Raw genomic sequence first — 23,018 nt, 5'->3', positions numbered from 1 at the left:
CATTGTGCAACTTGTTGCATAAGCGGTTCGACGTGGTCTACAACTGACGCGACGCCCCCTGCGGAGGAGACCCCGGATGAGCCCCTACCCGACCCTGCTGAGCCCGCTGGACCTCGGGTTCACCACCCTTCCCAACCGGGTGCTCATGGGATCGATGCACATCGGTCTGGAGGAGGCCGAGCGCGGCTTCGAGCGGATGGCGGCGTTCTACGCCGAGCGCGCCCGGGGCGGCGTCGGCCTGATGGTCACCGGCGGCATCGCCCCCAGCGAGCGGGCCTGCTCCTTCCCCGGCGGGGCCAAGATGACCACCGAGGCGGAGGCGGAGCAGCACCGGGAGATCACCTCCGCGGTGCACGCGGCGGGCGGCCGGATCGCGATGCAGATCCTGCACTTCGGCCGCTACGCGCACCACCCGGACCTGGTGGCCCCGAGCGCGATCCAGGCCCCGATCAGCGGGTTCGTCCCGAACGCCCTCACCGACGAGCAGGTCGAGGAGACCATCGAGGAGTTCGTCCGGGCAGCGGAGCTGGCACGGTTCGCCGGGTACGACGGCGTCGAGATCATGGGCTCCGAGGGCTATCTGATCAACGAGTTCATCGTCTCGGCGACCAACCACCGCACCGACCGCTGGGGCGGCGGTTTCGAGAACCGCATCCGGCTGCCCATCGAGATCGTGCGCCGGGTCCGTGAGCGGGTCGGCGAGGACTTCATCCTGATCTACCGGCTCTCCATGCTGGACCTGGTGCCGGGCGGCTCGACGCTGGACGAGGTCGTGACGCTGGCCAGGGAGATCGAAGCGGCGGGCGCGACGATCATCAACACCGGCATCGGCTGGCACGAGGCGCGGATCCCCACGATCGCCACCTCCGTGCCGCGCGGCGCGTTCAGCTGGGTGACCGAGAAGGTGCGCGGGGCGGTCTCCGTACCGCTGGTGACGAGCAACCGCATCAACACCCCGAGGTCGCCGAGGAGATCCTCGCCTCCGGCCGGGCGGACATGGTCTCGATGGCCCGCCCGTTCCTGGCCGACCCGGAGTTCGTCGCGAAAGCGGCGGCCGGCCGGGCGGACGCGATCAACACGTGCATCGGCTGCAACCAGGCCTGCCTGGACCACATCTTCAGCCTCAAGATCACCTCTTGTCTGGTCAATCCGCGCGCCTGCCACGAGACCGAGCTGGTGCTCAGCCCGACCCGGACCCGTAAGCGCGTCGCCGTGGTCGGGGCGGGTCCGGCGGGGCTCGCCTGCTCGGTGACGGCGGCCGAGCGGGGGCACGCGGTGACCCTGTTCGACACGGCGGGCGAGATCGGCGGGCAGCTCAACGTGGCCCGCCGGGTGCCGGGCAAGGAGGAGTTCGACGAGACGCTGCGGTACTTCCGTACGCGACTGGCGGAGCTGGACGTCGACGTGCGGCTCTCCACCCGCGCCGACACCGCGGCCCTGGACGGCTTCGACGAGATCGTGCTGGCCACCGGCGTCGAGCCGCGTACGCCCGCGATCCCCGGCACGGACCGTCCGAACGTCGTGAGCTACCTGGACGTGCTGCGCGACGGTGCGCCGGTGGGCGACCGGGTCGCGATCGTCGGCGCGGGCGGCATCGGCTTCGACGTGGCGGAGTTCCTGACCGACGGCGGCGACGCGGCGAGCCTGGACCCGGACACGTTCTTCCGGCAGTGGGGCGTGGACACGGCGTACGAGGGCCGGGGCGGGCTGCGCGCCCCGGAGCGCCCCAAGTCGCCGCGCACGGTCCACCTGGTCCAGCGCAGGACGACCAAGGTCGGCGCGGGGCTCGGCAAGACGACCGGCTGGATCCACCGCACCGAGCTGCGCCACCGGGGCGTCGAGATGATCGCGGGGGCCTCGTACGACCTCATCGACGACGAGGGCCTCCACCTCACCGTCGGCGGTGAGCGGCGGGTGCTGCCCGTGGACACGGTCGTGCTGTGCGCGGGCCAGGAGCCGCGCCGCGAGCTGTACGAGGAACTGAGCGCGGGTGCTGTGCCGGTCCACCTGATCGGCGGCGCGGACGTGGCGGCCGAGCTGGACGCGAAACGGGCCATCCGCCAGGGCACGGAGCTGGCCGCCACGCTCTGAACCCGCCCCGCCGGGGGCCGTACCACCGCGCGCTCCCGTCCTTAGGATGCACGTCATGTCACTGCCGCACGCGATTCTCACCGCTCTGCTGGAGAAGCCGTCCTCGGGTCTGGAACTGACCCGCAGGTTCGACCGGTCGATCGGCTACTTCTGGTCGTCGACGCACCAGCAGATCTATCGCGAACTGGGCAGACTGGAGCAGGCCGGGCGGATCAGGGCACTGCCCACAGCGGCGCCGGCCCGGGGGCAGAAGAAGGAGTACGAGGTGCTGCCCGCGGGTCGCGAGGAGCTGGCGGCCTGGGTCGCGCTCCCCGAGGACCCTCGGCCGGTCCGCGATCCGCTGCTGCTGCGGATGCGGGCCGCCGCGGTCATCGGCACGAACGGCTTGGACGCGGAGCTGCGCCGCCACCTCGCCCTGCACGAGCGGCAGTTGGCGGAGTACCAGGAGATCGAAAACCGGGACTTCGCCCCGCCGCCGACGACCGGCGAGGGGCGGCTGCGGCATCTGGTGCTGCGGGGCGGCATCGACCTGGAGACGTTCTGGATCGGCTGGCTGACCCGGGCGATCGCCGACCTGGACGCCGCCTGACCACACAGAGCGTTACGGGGCGGGGCGCGCCACGTCACGCGTACGCCTGGCCTTACGGGGCGGGACGCGGCGTCACGGGTACGGCGCGCCGCCCGCCCGTACGGCCACGGGTTCCGGGACGGCCGCGGGACGGGGGCTCCCGATCACGACCCGCGAGGGCACCGGGTCCACGGGGGCGGGCTCCTCGGTCACGCCACCCGGGTCCGCGTTCCGCGCCTGGGCCCGGCTGAGGAGGATCACACCGCGCACGGCCGCCACCGTCCCGAGCAGGGCGAGCACCAGGCTGACCGGCCCGCCCCGGAGGCGCTCACCGAGCAGGGCCAGGCCGATCGCGGCCGCGGCGACCGGGTTGGCGAGAGTGACCACCGCGAGCGGTGCGCCGAGCCCGCCCCGGTACGCGGTCTGGGACAGCAGCAGGCCGCCCATCGCGAACGTGGAGACGAGCAGCGCCACCGTCAGCAGCCGCCAGCTGAACAGCGGGCCGCCGGAGTGGTCGGTGACGGCGACCGTGAGGGTCTGGGTCAGCGCTGAGGCCACCCCGGAGGTGATGCCGGACGCCGCCGCGTGCCGCAGGCCGGGGCGGGCCCCGGGCCGGCTGAGCCCGGCGACGACCGCCATGGTGGCCGCGCCCACGCCGAGGGCCTCGGGAAGGGTGAGCGTTTCGTGCGGGGCGGAACCGCCCGCGGTCAGGAGCAGAGCGCCGAGGCCGAGCAGGGTCAGGGCGGTTCCCCGCCACTCGACGCGGCCGACCCGGCGTCCGGCGGCGCGCGCGCCGAGCGGGACGGCGACGACGAGGGTGAGCGCCCCCAGGGGCTGGACCAGGGTGAGCGGGCCGTAGTTGAGCGCGGCGACGTGCAGGAGCGCGCCCGCGGCGTTGAGGCCGACCGCCGACCACCAGGCGCCCCGGCCCAGCATCCGCAGGACCCCGGCGCCGGGCTCGGTGCGCCCGGCGAGCCGGGACTGGGCGACGGCGGCGGCGGCGTAGGCACCGGCGGAGACCAGGGAGAGCGCGACGGCGAGCAGGGTGGCGTTCATCGGCCGACCCCGCTCGGCGTGCGCTCCGGCGCGGCCTCCGGGGTGGCCTGCGCGACGGGCGGTACGGCGACCGCCCCGGCGGGCGCGAGGCTCGGCGGCGGAGCCGGGGCGGCCCCACCGGGCAGCGGCAGCCGGAACACGGCGAGGGCGACGGCGAGCAGCGCCACGACGACGATCGCGTCGAGCCAGTAGTGGTTCGCCGTACCCACGACGACGAACAGCGTGATCGCCGGGTGCAGCAGCCACAGCCGGCGCCACCGGGAACGGGTGGCGGCGATCAGCCCGACGGCGACCATCACGGCCCAGCCGACGTGCAGCGAGGGCATCGCGGCGAACTGGTTCGCCATCGTGTCGGTCGCGGGCGTCTGCCCGTACACCGTCGGCCCGTAGACCTGACCGGTGTCGACGAGACCGGCGGCCGGGAGCATCCGGGGCGGGGCGAGCGGGAACAGCAGGTGCAGCGCCAGGGCCGCGGCGGTGAGCGCGGCGAGCACGCGGCGCGACCGGACGTAGTGGGCGGGGCGGCGCCAGTAGAGCCAGACCAGGAAGAGTGCCGTGGCCGGGAAGTGCACGGCGGCGTAGTAGGTGTTCGCCGCGTGGATCAGGGGCCCGCTGTGCAGCAGCAGGCCCTGGACGGCGCCCTCGTCGGGAAGGCGCAGGGCACGTTCGAGGTCCCAGACGCTCCCCGCGTTGCGGAACGCCTCCTCGACGTGGCCGTTGGCGGCCCGCCGGCCGAATTTGTAGGCCAGGAAGAGTCCGGCCACGAGAAGGAACTCGCGGACGAGGGGCGGTCGGGCACGTATGTCCGGCTCCTGGTCCGTGGGCTCGGTGCGGGCGAGTCTCACCCGTGCCCCCTTGGATGCGAAGCGTTGGCGGACGGCCCGGTTCTGTCGATCCACGCCGTATCGATACGCCAGTGTACCGATACGTTGGCGTATCGGTACACGTGCGTATCGGTACACTGGCGTATCGAGAGCCTCGCCGCACCGCCGCTGGAGGTAGAGCCCATGCCGTCGCCCGATTCCGCACCGGAGTCAGCCCTCTCGTCCCCCCGGTCGAAGATCACACCGGAGCGGGCCCAGGAGCTGTACGCGGCGGTGCTGGAACTGCTGCGCGAGAGCGGTTACGAATCGCTGACGATGGAGGGCGTCGCCTCGCGCACCCGGTGCGGGAAGTCGACGCTCTACCGGCAGTGGGGCTCCAAGCCGGAGCTGGTGGTGGCAGCACTGCACGGCACCCGGCGCATGCGACTCCCGAACATCGACACCGGGACGCTGGCCGGGGACCTGCTGGAGGCCGCGCGGGCGATCGGCGAGGCCGCGGGGAGCGACACCCCGCTGATGCACGCCCTCAGCCATGCCGCGCTGCAGAGCCCGGAACTGCTGTGCGCGCTGCGCGAGGCGCTGATCCTGCCGGAGGTCGCGGCGATCGACGCGATGGTCCGGCGGGGCCAGGAGCGCGGCGAGATCGCGGTGGATCTCCCGGCGGCCGACTTCGTGGCGGCCCAGCTGCTCGGCGTGCTGCGCGCCCGGCCGCTGCTGGAGGGGCGTTACGCCGACGCCGCGTATCTGACCCGGTTCGTGGAGCGGGCGATCCTCCCGGGCCTCGGACTCACGGCGGGAGCGCCGGAGTCCTGACAGACGTGGACCGCCCCCGCGGATGGGGACGGTCCACCCGCGCCGCACCGTGGGGACGGGGGCGGCGCACCGCCCGGGCGGCCGGTGACCTCTGCGGAGGTCACCGGCCGGCCGTGTATCCGCGCCCACGCCCCCTCTACCGCGCCCAACAAGCGCTTGATAGCTGCCGCACAGGAGGGCCGACCATGGGCAACCGGTCCCACACGATGGACTTCACCGGACGGACCGTGCTCGTCAGACGCCGAGGGGAACGCGGTGGCGAGCGTCGTTCCGATGGGACGGCCGGAGGAGCCGGACGATGTGGCGCGGGCGTGCCTCTGGCTGGCGTGCGGCCTCTCCTCGTACGTCAACGGCGCCGACCTCGCCGTGCGCGGGGGCGGCGAGACCCCGGCCAGGTACACGACCGCTCGCCGCCCCGCACCCCTTTAATGGTCACCTTGACTCTAATGGAGCGGACCCCTTATCGTCGTCATGACGAAATCGAGGGGGTCCCCATCATGGCCGACATCACCCGGCGCTTCGGCTGGCGCCACCTGCGCTCCGCGCCCACCGCCCACATCCGCCACCACAAGCGCGGCAAGCTCGCCCACGACGGCCGGGGGCTCAGCTTTTGGTACCGGTCACTGTCGGCGGCCCTCTCCGAGGTGCCGGTCGACGACCGGGAGCTGGCCATGGCGTTCCACGCCCGTACGGCCGACTTCCAGGACGTGACCGTGCAGGCCACCGTCACCTACCGGATCAGCGACCCGGCCGAGGCGGCGAACCGGCTCGACTTCTCCGTCGACCCGGACACCGGCAGCTGGCGCGGGGCGCCGCTGGAGCAGATCGCCACCCTCCTCACCGAGACCGCGCAGCAGCACACCCTGGACGTCCTGGCCCGCACCCCGCTGGCCGCCGCCCTGGTCGACGGCGTCGCCTCCGTACGCGAACGGGTCGCCACCGGACTCTCCGCCGAGCCCCGCCTCCCCGCCACCGGCATCGACGTGGTGGCCGTGCGGGTCGTCGCGATCCGTCCCGAGGCCGAGGTCGAGCGCGCCCTGCGCACCCCGGCCCGCGAACAGATCCAGCAGGAGGCGGACCGGGCCACCTACGAACGGCGGGCCGTGGCCGTCGAGCGCGAACGCGCGATCGCCGAGAACGAGCTGGCCAGCCAAATCGAACTGGCCCGGCGCGAGGAGCAGTTGGTCGACCAGCGCGGCACGAACGCCCGCCGCGAGGCCGAGGAGAAGGCCGCCGCCGACGGCGTACGGACCGAGGCGGAGGCGGCCCGCAAGGTGCGCCTGGCGCGGGCGGAGGCCGAAGCGGCACGCGAGACGGGCGGGGCCCGGGCCGAGGCGCAGGCCGCCTGGCTGCGGGTGCACGGCGAGGCCGACCCGGCCACGCTGCACGCCCTGGCGGCGACCCGGCTCGCGGAGAACCTCCCGCGCGTCGAGAGCCTCACCCTCTCCCCCGACGTCCTCACCGGGCTGCTCGCCAAGCTCGGCCGTCCGGACGGCGGGGCGGGAGCGTGAGCCTGGCGCCCCGGGCGGTGATCGTCCACCGGCGGACGGAGTACGAGGAGCTGCTCGCCCGGCACGGGACGCACGGGCAGGCCGCCTTCTTCCTGTCCAGCCGGGGCCGCTCGATCGACGAGGTGGCCCGCCGCCACGAGGACACCCGGCAGGCGCTGCGCGAGGTGGCGGCGGCGGTCCCGCTCACCTGGCGCAGCTCCCGGGTGGAGCGGGCGGACCTGGACCGCTTCCTGTTCGCCCCGGAGGACGTGGTGGTCGTGGTCGGCCAGGACGGTCTGGTCGCCAACACCGCGAAGTACCTGTCCGGCCAGCCGGTGGTGGGCATCGACACCGCCCCCGGTCGCAACCCGGGTGTGCTGGTACGCCACCGCCACGCCGACACGACGGCCCTGCTGCGCTCCGCGACCACCTCCGGCGGGAAGGCCGAGGAGCTGACCATGGTCGAGGCCGTCGCCGACGACACGCAGCGCCTCCTCGCCCTCAACGAGATCTACCTCGGGCCGCCCGGTCACCAGACGGCCCGCTACCGCCTGGGCGACGACGGCGACAACACCCCCGGCGAGGCCCAGGCGTCCTCCGGGGTGCTGGTCGGCACCGGCACGGGCGCCACCGGCTGGCTCCGCTCGCTGTGGCTGGAGCGCGGCAGCACGCTGCCGCTGCCCGCGCCGTGCGACGCGCGCCTGCTGTGGTTCGTGCGCGAAGCCTGGCCGTCCCCGGCGACCGGGACGTCCCGGGTGGCGGGTGAACTGGCGCGCGGGCAGGGGCTGCGGCTGACCGTGGAGTCGGACCGGATCGTGGTCTTCGGCGACGGGATGGAGTCCGACGCGCTGGAGTTGACCTGGGGTCAGAGCGTACGGCTCGGCATCGCGGAGAAATCGTTGCGCCTGGTGATCTGAGCGTGCCGGGCCCGGCTCTTTGGCTACGGTGGCCCGTACTCGTACCCGTACCGGAAAGCGGAGCACCAGCATCGTGTCAGCGGACCCTGTCACCGAGCCCGACCGTAACACCCGCCCGCCCACGGCCCAGGCCGCCCTCGGGGTCGGGGTGATCGTCGAGGACGGCCGGGGGCGCGTCCTGCTGGGCCGGCATCACAGCGGTACGTGGGAGCTGCCGGGAGGGAAGGTCGACGCGACGCACGAGTCGATCGCCGCGGCGGCCGCGCGGGAGCTGCGCGAGGAGACGGGCCTGGTGGTCGACGAGGCGTCCGTGGAGATCATCGCGATGGTCCACGACGTGATCGGCGGGATCAACCGCATCAGCATGGCGGCCGTCGTACGGCTCGCCTCCGGGGACCCCGAGGTGACCGAGCCGCACCTGATCAGCACCTGGCGGTGGACCGCGCCCGGGGAGCTGCCCGCCCCGCTGTTCGATCCCTCGGCGCAGATCCTGGCGGCCTGGCGACCGGAGCTGGGCATCCCCCACCCGCCCGCGCACATGCTGCGGGTCACCGGATGCGGACCCATCGGACCAACTGTATGAATGAGGGACCATCCGTGCGATCGGAGTAGGCCCCATGGACGACTACCCCCTGCTGAACCTTTTCCTGACCATGCTGTACCTGTTCCTGTGGGTCATGTGGTTCTTCCTGCTGTTCAAGGTGATCACAGACCTCTTCCGGGACCACTCGCTGAACGGCTGGGCCAAGGCGGGCTGGCTGGTGCTCGTGATCCTGCTGCCCTATGTGGGCGTACTGATCTACCTCATCGTCCGCGGACGCAGCATGCACGAGCGCGACGAGAAGCTGGCCAAGGACTCGGAGGCCGCGTTCCGTGACTACGTGCGCCGGGCCGCCGCGACGGAGGGCGGCAACGGTCACGTCGACGACTTGGCGAAACTCGCCGAGCTCAAGGACAAGGGCGCGATCAACCCCGAGGAGTACGAACGGGCGAAGGCGAAGCTGCTCGCCTGAGACCGGGTCCGACATCACGCTACAAGCGTCGCCGCGGTCGGTGAGTCATTGCCAAGAGCCCTGGACCGGTGGGCGGAGCGAGGGCGAGGTGCCCTCGTGCTGTCGTGGTTCCGTCGATGGTTCGGCGAGTGCCGAACCGTCCGGCCGATAGCGTGCCGAGTCCTGTGCGGGAGATGCCCGCGCCGGTAGACGCCGGAGGCGACCCGATGTCGGAGACAGATCTGAAGCAGCAGCTCGCCGAGCGATTCCGCGAAGTCAACGGCGACCATCCGATGACCGATACCGATGACGCATACGTCAGCGCGCAGTTCGTTGCCCTGGAGGAACTGTGCGCAATTCATGGCCGCGATGCCGATGCGGTCCGCCGGCTGATGCTGGGGCAGCATCTGCCGCTTCCGGGATATCTGCGCTCCGACGGTGCCGAGATGGTGCCGGCCGACCTGTTCGCTCTCGCCGACGAAGCCGGCGGCGTAGAGCTGCTCGAAGCGTGGTTCACCGCTCACTGGGCCGACCCGATCACCGGGAAGGCGGAGTGGAATGCGTATCTCAGCGGACAGTACGTGTGCCTGCACTCGGTGACCCCGGCCGCCATTCAGCGCAAGGATTACCTGACGACCGCGATCAGCGCCGCAGCGAACGAGCCGGATGCCGGTTCAGCACGGTGGTCTGAGCGGCTGCACGCACTGGTCGACGAACTCGACGCGCTGGAACCGGCGTTCACGGCCTACGACCGTCTTCGGTTCGGCGGACCCACGTCCCGGGACACCTGCATCGACGCCCCGCGCGCCCGCTTCCCGCGCTCGTGACCCGGGTGGCTTTCCGCAGATCGGTTGCGATCGCTCACGCCGCGCGGGTTTCGGGACGTTCGACGAGGTGGCCGCGATCGAAGCGGGCTCCGGCGCGGACGAGGCAGGCTTTGGCCCTCCTCCAGGCGGATGTTGAGGTGGATGCCGTCGGCCCACCCGTACACCTAGTCGACCTCGGCGAGGTCGCGGTCCATGAAGGCGGCGTGGTCGGCCTGCCACGGCTGGGTCAGCCGGGTGACCGTCGCCGGGGAGAGAGCGGCGAAGGAGCCCAGGAACTGCTCAAGTGCGGGCACGAAGTCGCCGGAGGACAGGCCGTGCAGGTAGAGGGTCCCTCGGTCCGCGTCGCTCCCGTACGACGAGGCGGCGGGCGGGGCCGCGCGGGAGTCCCTGGCCCGGGCCGAGGAACTGGCCCGCGCGCTGCCCTATCCGGCGGGCCTGCGCCACGCGGCCTCGGCACGCCGGCTGATGGCGAGGTCACGGCGTCGGGCGCCGGCTGACGGGCTGTCGGTCGACGCGCTGTCGCCGTCCGGGCGAAGAGCCGCGCGGCGGAGGGCTGGACCTGTGAGCCCACGGCCGGCGCTCCCAGCGCACGGCCGGCACCACCGCACCGGCCGACCCCCGCATGCCGCCGCCGGACGACATGCGGGAACTCAGGCGCACGGCCTGCTACGGCTGAGCACGGGGCGGCCTCTCCGCACGGAAGCCACTGCCGGGCTGTCCCCCGGAGGGCACCGGCACAGGAGCGCCCGCGGGCGCGTTCATTCTCCGGCATACGGGGAGGCCGGGGCTACGGGCGGAGGAACCGCCCCTCCCGTACGGCCGGATGTGGTGCGGCGCGTCCCGGGCCGAGCGGCGTGCGGCTCGGAGTCCGGACCGTCTCAGCCGGTGGCGGGGCCCGTCCAGTCCGCGGGGACGTGGCCGAGGCGGACCCGCTGCGGGTGGTCACCGACGGGGATGGAGGTGACCTTCTCGCCGGTGGCGAAGTCGATCGCCGTCACCTGGTCGGTACCGCTCTCGGACACCACGCAGTGCCTGCCGTCTCCGCTGACAGTGGCCCAGTACGGCTTGGAGGCAGTGACGAGCGGGCCCTCCTGAAGCGACTCGCGGTTCACGACGGTGACGTAGTCGTCCATGGTCCCCGCGATGCACAACTTGTCGCCCCGAGGGCTCATGGACATGCCGTGATGGCGGGAATCGTTGACGTAGGTGGTGCGTTCGTCGCTGGTGTCCGGGTTCTTCGGCAGCGTCTTCACCCGGGTGATCTTGTCGTTGTGCACGTCGTACTCGACGAAGCCGTTGAAGAAGGAGACCTGGAAGTACATCTTCGACTCGTCAGGCGTGAAGGCCACGGGGCGCAGCGCGTCGGAGAGGTCCTTGCGGCCGAAGGCGTCGAGCCGCTCGCGCATGTCGATGATCTTCTTGACCTCAAAAGTCTTCGCGTCGGCGACGGTAATGCGGCGGTCCCCCTTGGTGAAGTCCTGCCACGGCGCGTCCAGGTCGGTGTTGACCTCGCCGATGGCCATGTTCCAGAGGTACTTGCCGCCGTCGGTGTAGACGTTCTCGTGCGGCTTGTCGCCCGTCTTGAACCTGCCCGCCTCCTTGCCCGTCGCCATGTCCAGCACGTGCACGGTGTTGGAGGTCGATGCGGACACCGCGACCTGGGTGCCGTCGGGCGAGACCGCCATGTGGTCGGAGCGGAAACCGGACACCGGGAAACGCCAGTTGATCCTGCCGCTCCGCACGTCGATGGAGACCACGTCGGCGAAGCTGGGCCGGGAGGCGATCACGGACGTGCCGTCCTTCGTGGTGTACATGTCGTCTACGTACTGGTCGTGCCCTTCACCGGGGCCGAGCCGGATACCGAGGAAGAAGGCGAGCTTGACGGGGTTGAGGTAGATCTCCCACAGGCGCTCCTTCTTGTCGGGGATCATGTCGATCCGGCCGATCTTGGCGTAGTCGCCACGGGAGTGGATGACGTCTGCGGTCCCCTCCCAGTTGTTGCCGACGAAGAACACTTCTCTGAGCTCCGCCGAGGAGCCTGCCGCCCGGGCCTGTCCGGGGATCTCGCTCGCACCGGCCGAGCCGACGGTGGCGGGCAGCGCACCGGCGGTGAGCCCGGCGGCGACGAGGACGGCCATGCCGAAGGGGTGCCGACGGCGAGGACGACGAGCGGGGGAACGCGTCATGGTGAACTCCAGAGGCAGGGGTGGACAGCGCGCCGTCAGACACCGGCCCGCGTCTGTTACTGGAGGTAACGTAGCCAGGAGGGGAACCTTGAACAGAGTCCGATCGAGACTCCTCGACGGGAGCGACCGAGCCTTCCCCGTGATGCGCCAGTTGACCCCTGCCTACCCCCGACCGGCCCGACTGGCACCCGGCAACGATCAAGGGCCGGTTTCGGATTGCTCCGAAACCGGCCCTGATCTGCGACTGTCTCCAGTCGGGACGACAGGATTTGAACCTGCGACCCCTTGACCCCCAGTCAAGTGCGCTACCAAGCTGCGCCACGTCCCGCCGCGTTCCCTCCCGGTTGTCCCGGGTGGCCGCGCAGGACAAACATTACCTCACTCCGAGGACCGTATCGACGCGCGTGCCTGCTGGGCGCGGGCGGCGAGCCCCTCGGCGCCGCAGGCCATGGCCTGCTTCTGGGCCCGGGCCAGCTCCCGGTGCGATCCGATCGCGATGCCGTAGTCGACCCGGGCGAGGGCGTGTTCGTAGGCGGAGGAGGACTTCTCCAGATGACCCACGGCCTCGGCGAGCAGTTGCGCGGAGCGCTCCGGGGGTGCGAAGAGGGCGACGCAGCGCAGGGCCTCGCCGAGGGCGGTGGGCGTGCCGAACCGTTCGGCGTGGACCCGGTTCCGGGCGGCGAGGTGCGCCGCGCGGGCCGGGTCGTCCTCGGCCAGGGCTCGTGCCAGGTCGCCGGCCCAGGGAGCCCAGATGCCGTTGAAACGTTCGCGCGGCTCCAGGGCTGCGCCCGCCGCTTCGAGCTCGGCGATCGCCTCCTTCTTCCGGCCCTCGGCCAGCAGCAGGCGGCCCCGCACGCACGGTCCGTCGGGCAGCACCATGGCGCTGGGGTAGGGCGGGCCGAAGTTGTACCGGTCGGCGATCTTGCGGGCCTCGTCGGTGCGGCCCCGAGCCAGCAGGGTGTCGATGAGCAGGCAGGCCGCGTCCCAGTGCACGGGCAGTCCGGAGCCGACACGGTCGGCGAGTCGGAGGCCCTCGCGCAGGAAGCCCTCGGCCTCGGCGAGACGGCCGCGACGCCGGTGGACCATGCCGAGCAGCGTGTGGGCGAACGCCAGGTGCGCACCGCTCCAACCGGAGATCTCGAAGGCCCGGACCGCTTCGCCGAAGAGACTCTCGGCACGGTCCAGCTGGTCGACGAAGGTGTAGGTGATGCCGACCATCGTGGGGAGCTCGAAGCCCCACTCGGAATCGGTCCAGCCGAGGCCCGGGCAGGGCTGCCGTCGACCAGGGCGCGTTCGCAGAGGTCGACGATGAGCTGGGCGTTCTCACCGCGCAGCATGGCGTCGAACGCCCGCAGGGTGAGCAGGGCCCGTTCGGAGTTGTCACGGCCCTTGAGGTGGTCGGCGTTGCGGGTGAGGCGCCGCGAGCGGGCCGGTCCGTCGTCCTCGGCGGCCTGCATGCCCTCCCACATGAAGTGCGCCGCCTGCAGGCGCATCAGCCCGGGGCCGGGCGCGGTGCGCGCGGCCTCGGCGGCCAGCGACAACGCCGCTTCCTTGAGCTGGTTGTTGTGCGCGAGCGCGGCGGCGAGCCGGAAGGTGGCGTCGACCCGCAGTCCGTCGTCGAGCCCCGGCATGTCGAGGGCGGCGCGCAGGTGCTGGACCGTGGTGGGCGGGGAGCTCAGCAGTGTCGCGCAGCCCAGTTCGTAGAGGAGGACGGCCCGGTCCTTGGGGCGGGGCGGCTCCTCCAGGGCCCGCTCCAGACAGCGTCGGGCCGCTTCGGGCGCACCGACGGCGAGATGCTGGCCTGCGGCTTCCCGCAGCTGCGCGACCAGCTCCTGGTCGTCGTCCGGGTGGACCTCCAGCAGGTGCCGAGAGGCCGCGGCGGCGCCGAGGCCGGCCCGGGTGATCGCCCAGGCGGCGCGCCCGTGCATGGCGGTGCGGGTGGCCGGCGGGATGGAGCGGTAGACGGCGGTCGCGATCAGCGGGTGGACGAACTCCAGCGGGTCGAAGCCGCTGACGATACGGGCGTCGCGCAGCCGGGCCGTGCAGTCGGCGGCCTCCGCCGAGCTCATTCCGGCGAGGGTGGCGGCCAGTTCCTGGGAGATGTCGGTGCCGAGGACGGCTGCGGCCCAGGCGAACCGGTTGGCGTTCGTACCGAGCCGCTCCAGCCGGGCGACGAGCCCGCTGCCCCTTGCGGACGCGCCGAGTTCGCGCAGTTCGCCCGCCGATTCCTCCACCGGCGGCAGTTCGCGGTCCTGGACCTTGGCGACCAGCTCGACCGCCTCGTACGGATTTCCTCCGGTGACGGCCCACACCTCGCGGCAGAACGGGTCGTCGGCGTGCTCGCCGAGGCCCGCGCGGACCAGGACGGCGGTGGCGTCCGGGGTCAGGGCCCGCAGGGCGACCCGGGTCACCGTGCCCTGGCCGCCGCCTCGTTCGGCCTCCCGGTCGGCGATGTAGTTGGCGTCGCGTTCGGCCAGCTCCTGCGGCCGGTGGGCCTGCACGACCAGGACGGGCAGTTCGCCGAGGCGGGCGGTGAACGAGGCCAGCCAGGCGAGGGATTCGCCGTCCGCCCAGTGGGCGTCGTCCACGATGAGGAGCAGCGGCCGGTGGCTGAGCCGGGACGCGAGCCGTCCGACGACGAAGTCCAGGCCGTCGCGTACACCCTGTGGATCGGGCTGCGGGCCGCTCGGCGCGGCGAGCCCCAGGGCGGGGGCGGTGATCTCGAACCAGTCACCGAACAGGGCCCGGGTCTCGTCCGGCGGGAACCGGTCGAGGGCGGGCTGCAGCAGCTGCCGTACGACATGGAACGGCACGGAGGTGACGGTCTCGCCTCCCCGGGCGGACCACACGGTGCAGCGGTCGGCGGCCATCGCCTGGATCTCGGCGAGCAGCGCCGTCTTGCCGAGTCCTGCCTCTCCGCTGAAGACCAGGAGCCCGCCGACGGCCTGCGCCCCGCAGAGGGCGTCCACCGCCTCGGCAGCGGCGGCGAGTTCCGGTTCACGTTCGTACAACGGCCGGGACGGCTTCATGCCCACCCTTCCCACAGAGGCAGTCTTCTCGACGGTCGAGCCTAGGCAGTGTCCGGCGGATCATGTGACTGTCGGATTGCTGGCTCGTTGTTCCCGGCATGGGGCGGGGTGATCTGACGAATGCCGAGTGGGTCCGGCTGGAGCCGTACTTGCCGGCGTCGGGGCAGCGTGGCGGCCGGTGGAGCGATCACCGCAGGGTGATCAACGGGATCTTGTTCCGGGTGCGGACGGGCATACCCTGGCGGGATCTTCCGGAGCGTTTCGGCAGTTGGAAGACCGTCTATGAACGGCACCGACGTTGGTCGGCGGACGGTACGTGGGACCGGATCCTGCGTGCTGTCCAGGCGGACACTGACCTCGCGGGCCGGATCGACTGGAGCATGGTCAGCGTCGATTCGACGTCCTGCCGTGCCCATCAGCACGCGGCAGGGGCCCGAAAGAAGACGCCGCGTGTCCCGAAAAAAGGACAACGCCCCGGCACCACCGCCCCGATGAAGGACTCGGACGGTCCCGGGGCGGTCTGACCTGCAAGATCCATCTCGCCGGTGAGGGTGGGTGCCGACCGATGGCCTTCCTGGTCACGCCCGGCCAGTGGGGCGACGCTCCGCAGATGATCGAGGTCCTCGAACGCATCCGCGTTCCCCGTCCGCAGGGCGGTCGCCCCCGCACGCGGCCGGACCACCTGGGCGGCGACAAGGCATACAGCTCACGTCGGAACCGGCGCTACCTGCGTAGACGCCAGATCAAGCACACCATTCCCGAACCGAAGGACCAGCGGGGCAACCGCAAACGGCGCGGCAGCAAGGGCGGCCGGCCCACCGGCTTCGACAGCGAGATCTACAAACGCCGCAACGAGGTCGAGCGGACGATCAACCGGCTCAAGAACTCCCGGGCCGTCGCCACCCGCTACGACAAGAGGGCCTACGTCTTCCACGGCACAGTCACCACCGCGGCGATCCGCTTATGGCTCCGGCCATGATCCGCCGGACACCCCCTAGTCGTGCGCGGGTGCTCGCCGACAGTGTTCGCACGATTCCCTGCAGGTACAGGGCACAATCGAGTAGTGAACGAGACGCGCAGGGACCGTGATGCCGAGGGACGGGCGCGCAATGCGCGCCCCGTGACGGGCTGGGCCGCCCCCTGCCGTACGGGGCGCCGGGCATCGAGCGACAGCCTGAGGGGGTCGTCCGCACACCTTCGGAAACGCTCACGGAGGCGCAGCGGCTGCTGGACGCGGGGATGCCGTTCCATGCGCACGAGGTGTTCGAGGACGCCTGGAAATCGGGGCCGGAGGACGAACGTGAGCTCTGGCGGGGGCTGGCCCAGCTCGCGGTGGGGCTGACCCATTCCGCGCGGGGCAACACCGCGGGCGGGGCGCGGCTGCTGCGCCGGGGCGCGGGGGCGCTCGCCCCGTTCGCCGGGTCCGGGCCGTACGGGATCGAGGTCGCCGCGCTGTCCGACTGGGCACGGGAGTTGGCGGTCAGGGTGGAGTCGGGCCCGACGGTGGACGCGGCGGCCGAGGCGCCCCGCCTGCGGGGGTAGACCCGACGGCCGGCCGGGACCGGGCAGCGGGCGGAAGATCCGGGTCCGCGAACCCGGGGTCCGTACAGCAACTACGATCCGGCTCCATGAGCACTTCTGACCAGGACCAGGACCAGCGCCGGGACGCCGACGTCCCGATAGCCGACACCGCCGCGGAGGCCGACGCCGAGGAGACCGAGGCGGATGCAGTTGCGGCTGCGGCTGCGGAGGGCGATGGGCTCGACGTATCGGACGGTCAGGACGAGAAGAGACTCACCCCGCGCCAGGCGCGGCGCCTGCGGATCCTGCTCTCCTCGCTGGGGATGGCCGCGATGGCCGTCGTACTCGCGCTGCGCATCGCGAGCCGTTCGTCCGTGCTCGTCGTCGGCGTCTACGGGCTCGCTCTCATCCTGTGCGGCGTGATGATCGAGCTGAGCAGGAACGGCCGGACCCGGCTGGCCAGTTGGCTGCTGGGAGCGGGGCTGCTGGCCGCCGTGGGAGCGGACTGGCTACTGCTTCCCTGATCCTGGCCCCGGCCCTGGCCCTGATCGTTTGATCGCTCAGTCCTGCCCGTGATCGATTCATTGACCCTCCTTGATCGGTCGATCAGGATTCACGGATGAACGCCTCAGCTGGTGACCTCTTCGGACTCCCTCCGGAAGACCGCGCGTCGAGCCCGCACACCGGATACACGCGCGCCCACTGGGAGGCAGCCGCCGACGGCATGCTGGAGGCCGCCTGGAAGTGGGCCACTCCGGGCGGTGCCAGGCTCGACCTGCCGGGGCCCCCGTCGCACTCGGGGTCCGCAGCGACGGTCTGGAGGGGTACGCGCGTACGTTCCTGGCGGCCGGGTTCCGGGTCGCGGGGACGGGTGGCAAGGATCCGAACGGTCTGCTGGAGCGGTACGCGGACGGGCTCGACGCCGGTACGCGGACGCCGGGCCGGGACGACGCGGAGTCCTGGCCTCTGATCCTCGACCACCATGTGCGGGGGCAGCCCATGGTGGAGTCCGCGTCCGTGGCCCTCGGCCTGCGGCTCACCCGGCCCTGGCTCTGGGACCGGCTGGCATGCGACGTACAGGACCGGGCGGAGCAGTGGCTGCGGGGTGCGCTGCGGCATGTTCCGGCGGGCAACAACTGGTACCTCTTCCCGTACACCGTCGCCGGGTTCCTGGAGTCGGTGGGCCGGGGTGACGCGGAGACGGCGCGGGCCCGGGAGCGGGCGTCGGAGCTGTTGGAGCACTGGTATCGGGGCGACGGCTGGTACGCCGACGGGGACGGGCGCGCCTTCGACCACTACAACGGCTGGGCGCTGCACCTGTATCCCCTGCTGGATGCCCATCTGGCGGGCGACGAACGGGAGTCGGCGCACCACGGGGCACGGCTGCGCGAGCATCTGGAGAGCTTCTCGCTGATGTTCGGCGGCGACGGGGCCCCGCTGTACTTCGGGCGTTCGCTGACCTACCGCTTCGCGGCGAGCGCGGGGGTGGGGCTGGGCGCGGTGACCGGGTACACACCGCTCGCCCCGGGGGTCTCCCGGCGCGTGGTCAGCGGGTCGCTGCGGTACTTCCTGGAACGCGGCGCGGTCGGGAACGACGGGCTGCTGAGCCTCGGCTGGCACGGTCCGCACGCGGCGACACTACAGAGCTACTCCGGTCCCGCGTCCCCCTATTGGGCGTCGAAGGCGTTCGTGGCGCTCCTGGCCCCCGCCGAGCATCCTCTGTGGGCGTCGCCGGAGCAAGCGGCTCCGAGCGAGGGTCCCGACCGGGTGCTGTCCGTTCCGGCGGCGGGCTTTCTGGTGCAGTCGACGGGGGCGGACGGCGTGGTGCGGCTGCACAACCACGGCAGCGACCATATCCGCCCGGACGAGGGCGAGTCGGCTGCCGACGAGGATCCGCACTACGCGCGCCTCGCGTACTCCACCGTGACCGGTCCGACCTCGGCAAAGAACACGGCGGACAACCATCTGGCGGTGATCGTCGGCGGGGCGCGCAGCGCCCGGCGGCGTATCCGTCCGCTGGGGTCCGGGCACGGCGACGGCTGGGGCTGGGCGGCCTCCTGGCATCTGCCGGTGTTCCCGGCGGGCCCGTCCACCGTTCCCGGGCTGCGCGTGGAGAGCGTGACCGTGGCGCGGGGCCGCCAAGAACTGCGGGTGCACCGGGTGCTGGGCGCGCCGGACGGGGCGCGGGCCGAGCTGACGGGCTGGGCGACCGACCCGGACGGGCCGGTGCGTTCCCTGCTGCGGGGGCTGCACGGGTGGGAAGCGCCCGAGGAGGTACGGGCGCCGCAGGGCACGGCGTTCGCACGCCGGGCGACCGTGCCCCGACTCGGCGCCGAGGTGACCGGCACGGTGGTTCTGGTCGCCCTCGCCTCCCTCACCGCCGGCCCGGAGGCCGCACTGCCGGACGGGGTTGCGGACCGGGTGGACGTGGCCGGTGACACGGTCGTCGTGCGCTGGGCGGAGGACGGGGCACGGACGCGTATCGCCTTCGGCCAGGGCGCGGGGGCGGAAGCGGTGACGGTCGATCACGGTTAGCGGCTGCCCGGTTCCCACGCGTCGGTGCGAATCACCACCACCGGCGTGCGGGGACCGTGGACGGCCTCCACCCGCTCCAGCTCGATGCCGGAGGTGGCGGACGGTCCGCTGATCAGCGTCGCGGGCCGGGCGGGCACCGGGCCTGCCACGGCCTCGGGCACGCCCGCCTCGGCGGTGGAGAGGTCGACGACGCCCACGGGCGGATCGGGAGCAGGGGAGAGCGCTCGGCGGCCCTGGTCGAGGCGAACCGTCCAGGAAGATCGTGCCGGATCCGGCCCAGGACGGGGTCGCGGGCACTGCCCCTGCCATGTCCTCGTCCTACCGCTCGCTGTTCTGGTCGGTAGGCTCGACCGGCGCCGGTCGAGCGCACCCGGTCGGTTCATGTGATTCTCACCCGATCCGCATAAGGTTCCCCCGTGACCCAGATGACCCCGCCCGGCTGGCATCCAGACCCCGGGCACTCAGGCAAAGGCCCCGCTCAGGAACGCTGGTGGGACGGAGCGCAGTGGACCGGCCACGTCCGCGCGTCGCCCGGCGCGGCACGCCGTCGCGGGATCCGCATCGGCGTCGGTGTGACGGTCGGCGTGGTGGTGCTCGCCGCCATCGGGGGCGGCGTGTACCTACTGCGCGAGGACCGTGGCGACGGCCGTCCGGACACCGCGGCCTCCTCACCGTCCGCCGCCCCCGATCTGCCGGGCGCTCCGGACGGCGACGACGACGGCGGCCGGGGTGGCGGGGGGAACGACGGGGAGAAGGGCGAGGGCCAGGGTCCGGGCCAGCAGCTTCCGCCGACCGAGCCGGGCTTCGCCACGGACCTGGCCGCCGGAATCAGCCTCCCGGTGCCCGAGGGGTGGAAAGGCACATCCGGGGCGGTCGGTGCCGGACTGACGACCGGTGAGCACGCGTGCCCCGGCGACACCGCCGAGACCTGTGTGCGCGGCGGCGTGTTCTCGGCCCCGGCGGCCGCCCTGAAGCTCGACGCGGGGACTCCGGAGGAAACGGCGAAGAAGGACATCACGGTCAACGCCACGGAGTCCTACGGCGGCAAGAGCTACGGGAAGATCATCTCGCACGAGGAGCTGAAGTCCGAGGCCGTCACAGTGGCGGGCGGCAAGGGGTACGTCGTGCGCTGGAAGGTGGTGACGGAGAAGGGCGACGACGGTTACGTGGAATCGCTGGTGTTCCCCTCCCCCGTCTCCAAGAACATGCTCGTCGTGGTCCGGTCCGGGTTCGACATCAACAAGGACGCGCCGAAGCTGTCCGTCCTGGACGAGATCACGGGCGGGATCAAGGCCGCGTCCGTCGGCGGCGGAGGCACCGGCGGCGAGGTCTGACCCGGACACCGCACCACCACCCCGCACCGCTCCGAACGGACAACGGCGGACCCCGGACCGCTTCCGGGCCGGGGCCCGCAGTTGTCCGTTCTCAGCCGGTGATCGTGGCGGGGTCGCTGACCCCGGTGGCCCCCGTCTCGACATGACCGGCGAAGCGGCGCAGGAAGACGGGATCGCCCTCGGCCGTGACGGACACGTCGTACCAGCGCCTGCCCGCCCGCAGGTCGATCGTGCGCGACACCGTGGCGCCGGCCCGGACGGTGAGCGTCTGCTCGGCTCCCCCGTAGGCGGCGGCGTTGGCAAGAGTGAGCCGGACCTCGGTGTCGCCGGGGTTGGTGACGGTGAGGTCGAGGTTGCCGCTCCCTTCGTTGTGCCGGGCGGTGACCTCGGGACCGGCGGTCGAACCCGGGCTCCTGAACGTACGGAGGAAACCGGCCGGGCCGTGGACGGTGAGGTCGTGGGTGCCACCGGAGTACGCGGAGTTCCAGGCGTCCGTGACCGTCCTGCCCGCCTCGGCGGTGTACGTCCACGGGGCGTCGCTCCGGTTGCCGGAGGTCACGTAGAACTGCGCGCCGGCCGCCGTTCCCGGGCTGAAGGTGAGCGCGATCTTTCCGGTGCCCGCGTCGACGGCGCTGTCGACGTACGGGGCGTAGGGCAGCGGCCGGGTGGGGCGGCTGCCCGGTTCCTGCTTCGGCATCGAGCCGACGGCGGGCGGGGTGGGCCGGTAGTCCGGGTGCCGTTCGCGGTCCGGCGGCTCGTAGGCGGCCGTGTCCGGCAGGTCGCCGGGGGCGGGCTCGGTACGGGCGAAGTCGAAGGCGGAGGTCAGATCGCCGCATACGGCACGCCGCCAGGGTGAGATGTTCGGCTCGCGCACCCCGAAGCGCTGCTCCATGAAGCGCAGCACCGAGGTGTGGTCGAAGGTCTCGGAGCAGACGTAACCGCCGGTGCTCCAGGGCGAGACGACCAGCATCGGGACGCGTGGCCCGAGCCCGTAGACGCCGGGGCCGTACGAGGGGCCGCCCGGGTACACCTCGGTGGAGGCGTCGGCCGTGGACAGGCCCTGGTTCGCGGAGGTCGGCGGGTAGGGCGGTACGACGTGGTCGAAGAAGCCGTCGTTCTCGTCGTAGGTGATGAACAGGGCGGTTCGGCTCCATACCTCGGGGTCGGACGTCAGCGCGTCCAGGAGGCGGGCGATGTACCAGGCGCCGTAGTTGGACGGGAAGTTGGAGTGCTCGCTGAAGGCCTCGGGGGCGGCGACCCAGGAGATCTGCGGCAGCTTCCCGTTCTTGACGTCGGCGGCGATCCCGTCGAAGTAGCCGCCGCCGGCCGAAACGTCGGTGCCGGTGCGCGCTTTGTCGTACAGCGGGTCGCCGGGCTCGGCGTTGCGGTAGTCGTGGAAGTAGAGGAGCGAATTGCAGCCGTAGTTGCCCCGGTAGGCGTCGTCGATCCAGCCCCAGTGGCCCGCGGCGTCCAGCCCGTCACCGATGTCCTGGTAGATCTTCCAGGAGACCCCCGCCTCCTCCAGCCGCTCGGGATACGTCCGCCAGCCGTACCCCTGCTCCTCGTTCCCGAGCACCGGGCCGCCGCCCGCCCCGTCGTTGCCGGTGTGACCGGACCAGAGGTAGTAGCGGTTGGGGTCGGTGGCCCCGATGAACGAGCAGTGATAGGCGTCGCAGATGGTGAAGCGGTCGGCGAGCGCGTAGTGGAAGGGGATGTCGTCGCGGGTCAGGTAGGCCATGGTCGTCGGCGTCTTGGCCGGGACCCAGCGGTCGTATCGCCCGTCGTTGTACGCCTGGTGGCCGCCCGCCCAGTCGTGGTTGAGGCCCTGGAGGAACTGCATCCCCAGGTCGTCGGCGGTCGGGTGGAACGGCAGGGTCTCCTTCCCCGCCGCATCGGCCTGGTGCCAGACGGACTTCCCGCTCGGCAGCGTCACGGGCCGCGGGTCACCGAACCCCCGGACGCCTTTCAGCGCGCCGAAGTAGTGGTCGAAGGAACGGTTCTCCTGCATCAGGACGACGATGTGCTCGACATCCTTGATCGTCCCGGAGGCTCGGTGGGCGGGGATGGCGGCAGCACGGTCGATACTGCCCGACAGCGCGGCGAAACCCGCCGTCGCACCGGCTATCTGGAAGAAGCGGCGCCGATTCATATCTGCCATGAGTGAGGGGCCTCTTGGAGTGTGGGCAACGGATTGAGGTGTGGCAAACAGAAGCGAACAGGATGCTCCAAGAGAATCCAACGGAACGGAAGAGGCCGTGACGCATCGGTTAACGCCGGCGGTACGCCCGGCACGTGCCACGTCGCCTCATGGCAACGAGCGTGTGAGCCAGGCCACTTCGCCGTTCTCCTCTGTGGAGACGCGATCCTGGTGAAATCCGAGCTTCTCCAGTACCCGGAGCGACGGTGTGTTCCACGTGCCGACGGTCGACCAGAGCCGCTTGCGCCCGGTCGCCGCGGCGGCTTCCAGTACGGCGCCGGCCGCCTCGGTGGCATAACCGCGCCCGTGCGCGTGCCGGAACAGCTCGTAGGCGATCTCGGGCTCCTCCAACGTGGTGCGGCCGATGATCAGTCCGCAGTAGCCGATGAAATCGCCTTCCTCCCGGCGCTGAATGGGCAGCAGAGCGATCCCCGTGGTCTCCGTCGCGGCGAGAAACTCCGTGATGGACGTCCGGATGCGCTCCACCGGGGGTTTCCCGTTGCCGCGTTCGGCGAGGAGGTCGCAGAACGCGGCGGCGTCGGACTCGGCCCACGGCCGGAGGATCAGACGCTCGGTCTCCAGGTGGAACGGCATGGTCGCGTATGTGGTGGACATGGGCCCACTCTGCCCCACGGGCT

Annotated in this window: 16 protein-coding genes, 1 tRNA gene and 6 pseudogenes; 14 read left to right on the top strand and 9 right to left on the bottom strand. The window is 72.0% G+C overall.

Annotated elements, in window-relative coordinates; genetic code table 11:
• Positions 1-76 precede the first annotated feature (76 nt).
• A pseudogene (locus CCZ36_RS31625) lies at positions 77-2,091 on the top strand (oxidoreductase).
• Positions 2,092-2,146: 55 nt separating this feature from the next.
• Positions 2,147-2,680, top strand: a complete 534-nt coding sequence (locus CCZ36_RS31620) for a PadR family transcriptional regulator (protein WP_069736261.1) — start codon at positions 2,147-2,149, stop codon at positions 2,678-2,680.
• 72 nt (positions 2,681-2,752) lie between these two features.
• On the opposite strand, the gene CCZ36_RS31615 is transcribed toward CCZ36_RS31620, so the two are convergent.
• Both CCZ36_RS31615 and CCZ36_RS31610 read right to left on the bottom strand, forming a co-directional pair.
• Positions 2,753-3,715: a DMT family transporter gene (locus CCZ36_RS31615; protein WP_128819117.1), complete on the bottom strand. Its 963-nt coding sequence runs from the start codon at positions 3,713-3,715 to the stop codon at positions 2,753-2,755.
• Positions 3,712-4,560 (bottom strand): phosphatase PAP2 family protein, encoded by an 849-nt coding sequence (locus CCZ36_RS31610; RefSeq protein ID WP_128819116.1) that lies wholly within the window; start codon positions 4,558-4,560, stop codon positions 3,712-3,714. Before CCZ36_RS31610 ends, CCZ36_RS31615 begins: the two co-directional genes overlap by 4 nt.
• 162 nt (positions 4,561-4,722) lie before the next feature.
• Here CCZ36_RS31610 and CCZ36_RS31605 point away from each other — a divergent pair, with 162 nt between their 5' ends.
• From CCZ36_RS31605 to CCZ36_RS31575, 7 genes are all read left to right on the top strand, one after another.
• Positions 4,723-5,352 (top strand): TetR/AcrR family transcriptional regulator, encoded by a 630-nt coding sequence (locus tag CCZ36_RS31605; protein WP_069736259.1) that lies wholly within the window; start codon positions 4,723-4,725, stop codon positions 5,350-5,352.
• Positions 5,353-5,436: 84 nt separating this feature from the next.
• Positions 5,437-5,781, top strand: a complete 345-nt coding sequence (locus tag CCZ36_RS37060) for an SDR family oxidoreductase (protein ID WP_443069830.1) — start codon at positions 5,437-5,439, stop codon at positions 5,779-5,781.
• A gap of 68 nt (positions 5,782-5,849) precedes the next feature.
• The gene (locus CCZ36_RS31595) at positions 5,850-6,863 is read left to right on the top strand and encodes an SPFH domain-containing protein (protein ID WP_069741146.1); all 1,014 of its coding nucleotides are present in this window, start codon (positions 5,850-5,852) and stop codon (positions 6,861-6,863) included.
• Positions 6,860-7,759 carry a hypothetical protein gene (locus CCZ36_RS31590; protein ID WP_069736257.1) on the top strand — a complete coding sequence of 300 codons (900 nt, stop codon included), beginning with the start codon at positions 6,860-6,862 and terminating at the stop codon, positions 7,757-7,759. The genes CCZ36_RS31595 and CCZ36_RS31590 overlap by 4 nt, the downstream gene beginning before the upstream one ends.
• A gap of 73 nt (positions 7,760-7,832) precedes the next feature.
• The gene (locus tag CCZ36_RS31585) at positions 7,833-8,342 is read left to right on the top strand and encodes a nucleotide triphosphate diphosphatase NUDT15 (protein WP_128819115.1); all 510 of its coding nucleotides are present in this window, start codon (positions 7,833-7,835) and stop codon (positions 8,340-8,342) included.
• A 34-nt stretch (positions 8,343-8,376) separates the two neighbouring features.
• Positions 8,377-8,772 carry an SHOCT domain-containing protein gene (locus CCZ36_RS31580; protein ID WP_069736255.1) on the top strand — a complete coding sequence of 132 codons (396 nt, stop codon included), beginning with the start codon at positions 8,377-8,379 and terminating at the stop codon, positions 8,770-8,772.
• A gap of 206 nt (positions 8,773-8,978) precedes the next feature.
• Positions 8,979-9,578, top strand: a complete 600-nt coding sequence (locus CCZ36_RS31575) for a DUF6058 family natural product biosynthesis protein (RefSeq protein ID WP_069741148.1) — start codon at positions 8,979-8,981, stop codon at positions 9,576-9,578.
• Between the two features lie 167 nt (positions 9,579-9,745).
• Here the strand turns inward: CCZ36_RS31575 and CCZ36_RS31570 are convergent.
• From CCZ36_RS31570 to CCZ36_RS31555, 4 genes and pseudogenes are all read right to left on the bottom strand, one after another.
• Positions 9,746-9,904 (bottom strand): annotated as a pseudogene (locus tag CCZ36_RS31570) (IS256 family transposase); the annotation flags it as partial.
• 552 nt (positions 9,905-10,456) lie between these two features.
• On the bottom strand, positions 10,457-11,764 hold the full coding sequence (locus tag CCZ36_RS31565; protein WP_370738503.1) for a YncE family protein: 1,308 nt from the start codon (positions 11,762-11,764) through the stop codon (positions 10,457-10,459).
• A gap of 254 nt (positions 11,765-12,018) precedes the next feature.
• Positions 12,019-12,092, bottom strand: a tRNA-Pro gene (locus CCZ36_RS31560).
• Positions 12,093-12,142: 50 nt separating this feature from the next.
• A pseudogene (locus tag CCZ36_RS31555) lies at positions 12,143-14,793 on the bottom strand (ATP-binding protein).
• Between the two features lie 98 nt (positions 14,794-14,891).
• Here CCZ36_RS31555 and CCZ36_RS31550 point away from each other — a divergent pair.
• The 4 genes and pseudogenes from CCZ36_RS31550 to CCZ36_RS31535 all read left to right on the top strand — a co-directional run bounded on the left by CCZ36_RS31550 (position 14,892) and on the right by CCZ36_RS31535 (position 18,849).
• Positions 14,892-15,772 (top strand): IS5 family transposase gene (locus CCZ36_RS31550; RefSeq protein WP_128818106.1). Its coding sequence is split into 2 segments (ribosomal slippage): positions 14,892-15,252 and positions 15,252-15,772, totalling 882 coding nucleotides; the frame shifts between segments, so codons are not numbered across the junction.
• 84 nt (positions 15,773-15,856) lie between these two features.
• Positions 15,857-16,335: pseudogene (locus CCZ36_RS31545) on the top strand (DUF309 domain-containing protein).
• Between the two features lie 86 nt (positions 16,336-16,421).
• Positions 16,422-16,838, top strand: a complete 417-nt coding sequence (locus CCZ36_RS31540) for a hypothetical protein (RefSeq protein WP_128819114.1) — start codon at positions 16,422-16,424, stop codon at positions 16,836-16,838.
• Positions 16,839-16,933: 95 nt separating this feature from the next.
• Positions 16,934-18,849, top strand: a pseudogene (locus tag CCZ36_RS31535) (DUF2264 domain-containing protein).
• Here CCZ36_RS31535 and CCZ36_RS31530 read toward each other — a convergent pair.
• Positions 18,846-19,125 (bottom strand): annotated as a pseudogene (locus CCZ36_RS31530) (lactate utilization protein C); the annotation flags it as partial. The pseudogenes CCZ36_RS31535 and CCZ36_RS31530 overlap by 4 nt on opposite strands.
• A 149-nt stretch (positions 19,126-19,274) precedes the next feature.
• On the opposite strand from CCZ36_RS31530, the gene CCZ36_RS31525 reads away from it, so the two are divergent.
• Positions 19,275-20,183 (top strand): DUF2510 domain-containing protein, encoded by a 909-nt coding sequence (locus CCZ36_RS31525; RefSeq protein ID WP_128819823.1) that lies wholly within the window; start codon positions 19,275-19,277, stop codon positions 20,181-20,183.
• Between the two features lie 91 nt (positions 20,184-20,274).
• Here the strand turns inward: CCZ36_RS31525 and CCZ36_RS31520 are convergent, their stop codons facing one another.
• On the bottom strand, positions 20,275-22,341 hold the full coding sequence (locus CCZ36_RS31520) for a phosphocholine-specific phospholipase C (protein ID WP_128819113.1): 2,067 nt from the start codon (positions 22,339-22,341) through the stop codon (positions 20,275-20,277).
• A gap of 147 nt (positions 22,342-22,488) precedes the next feature.
• The gene (locus CCZ36_RS31515; protein WP_128819112.1) at positions 22,489-22,995 is read right to left on the bottom strand and encodes a GNAT family N-acetyltransferase; all 507 of its coding nucleotides are present in this window, start codon (positions 22,993-22,995) and stop codon (positions 22,489-22,491) included.
• Between the last annotated feature and the right edge of the window lie 23 nt (positions 22,996-23,018).

This window comes from Streptomyces sp. S063 (assembly GCF_002832675.1).
Classification (GTDB): domain Bacteria; phylum Actinomycetota; class Actinomycetes; order Streptomycetales; family Streptomycetaceae; genus Streptomyces; species Streptomyces sindenensis.
Note: the sequence above shows the minus strand (reverse complement) of the source record. Positions and strands in the feature narration are given on the sequence as shown.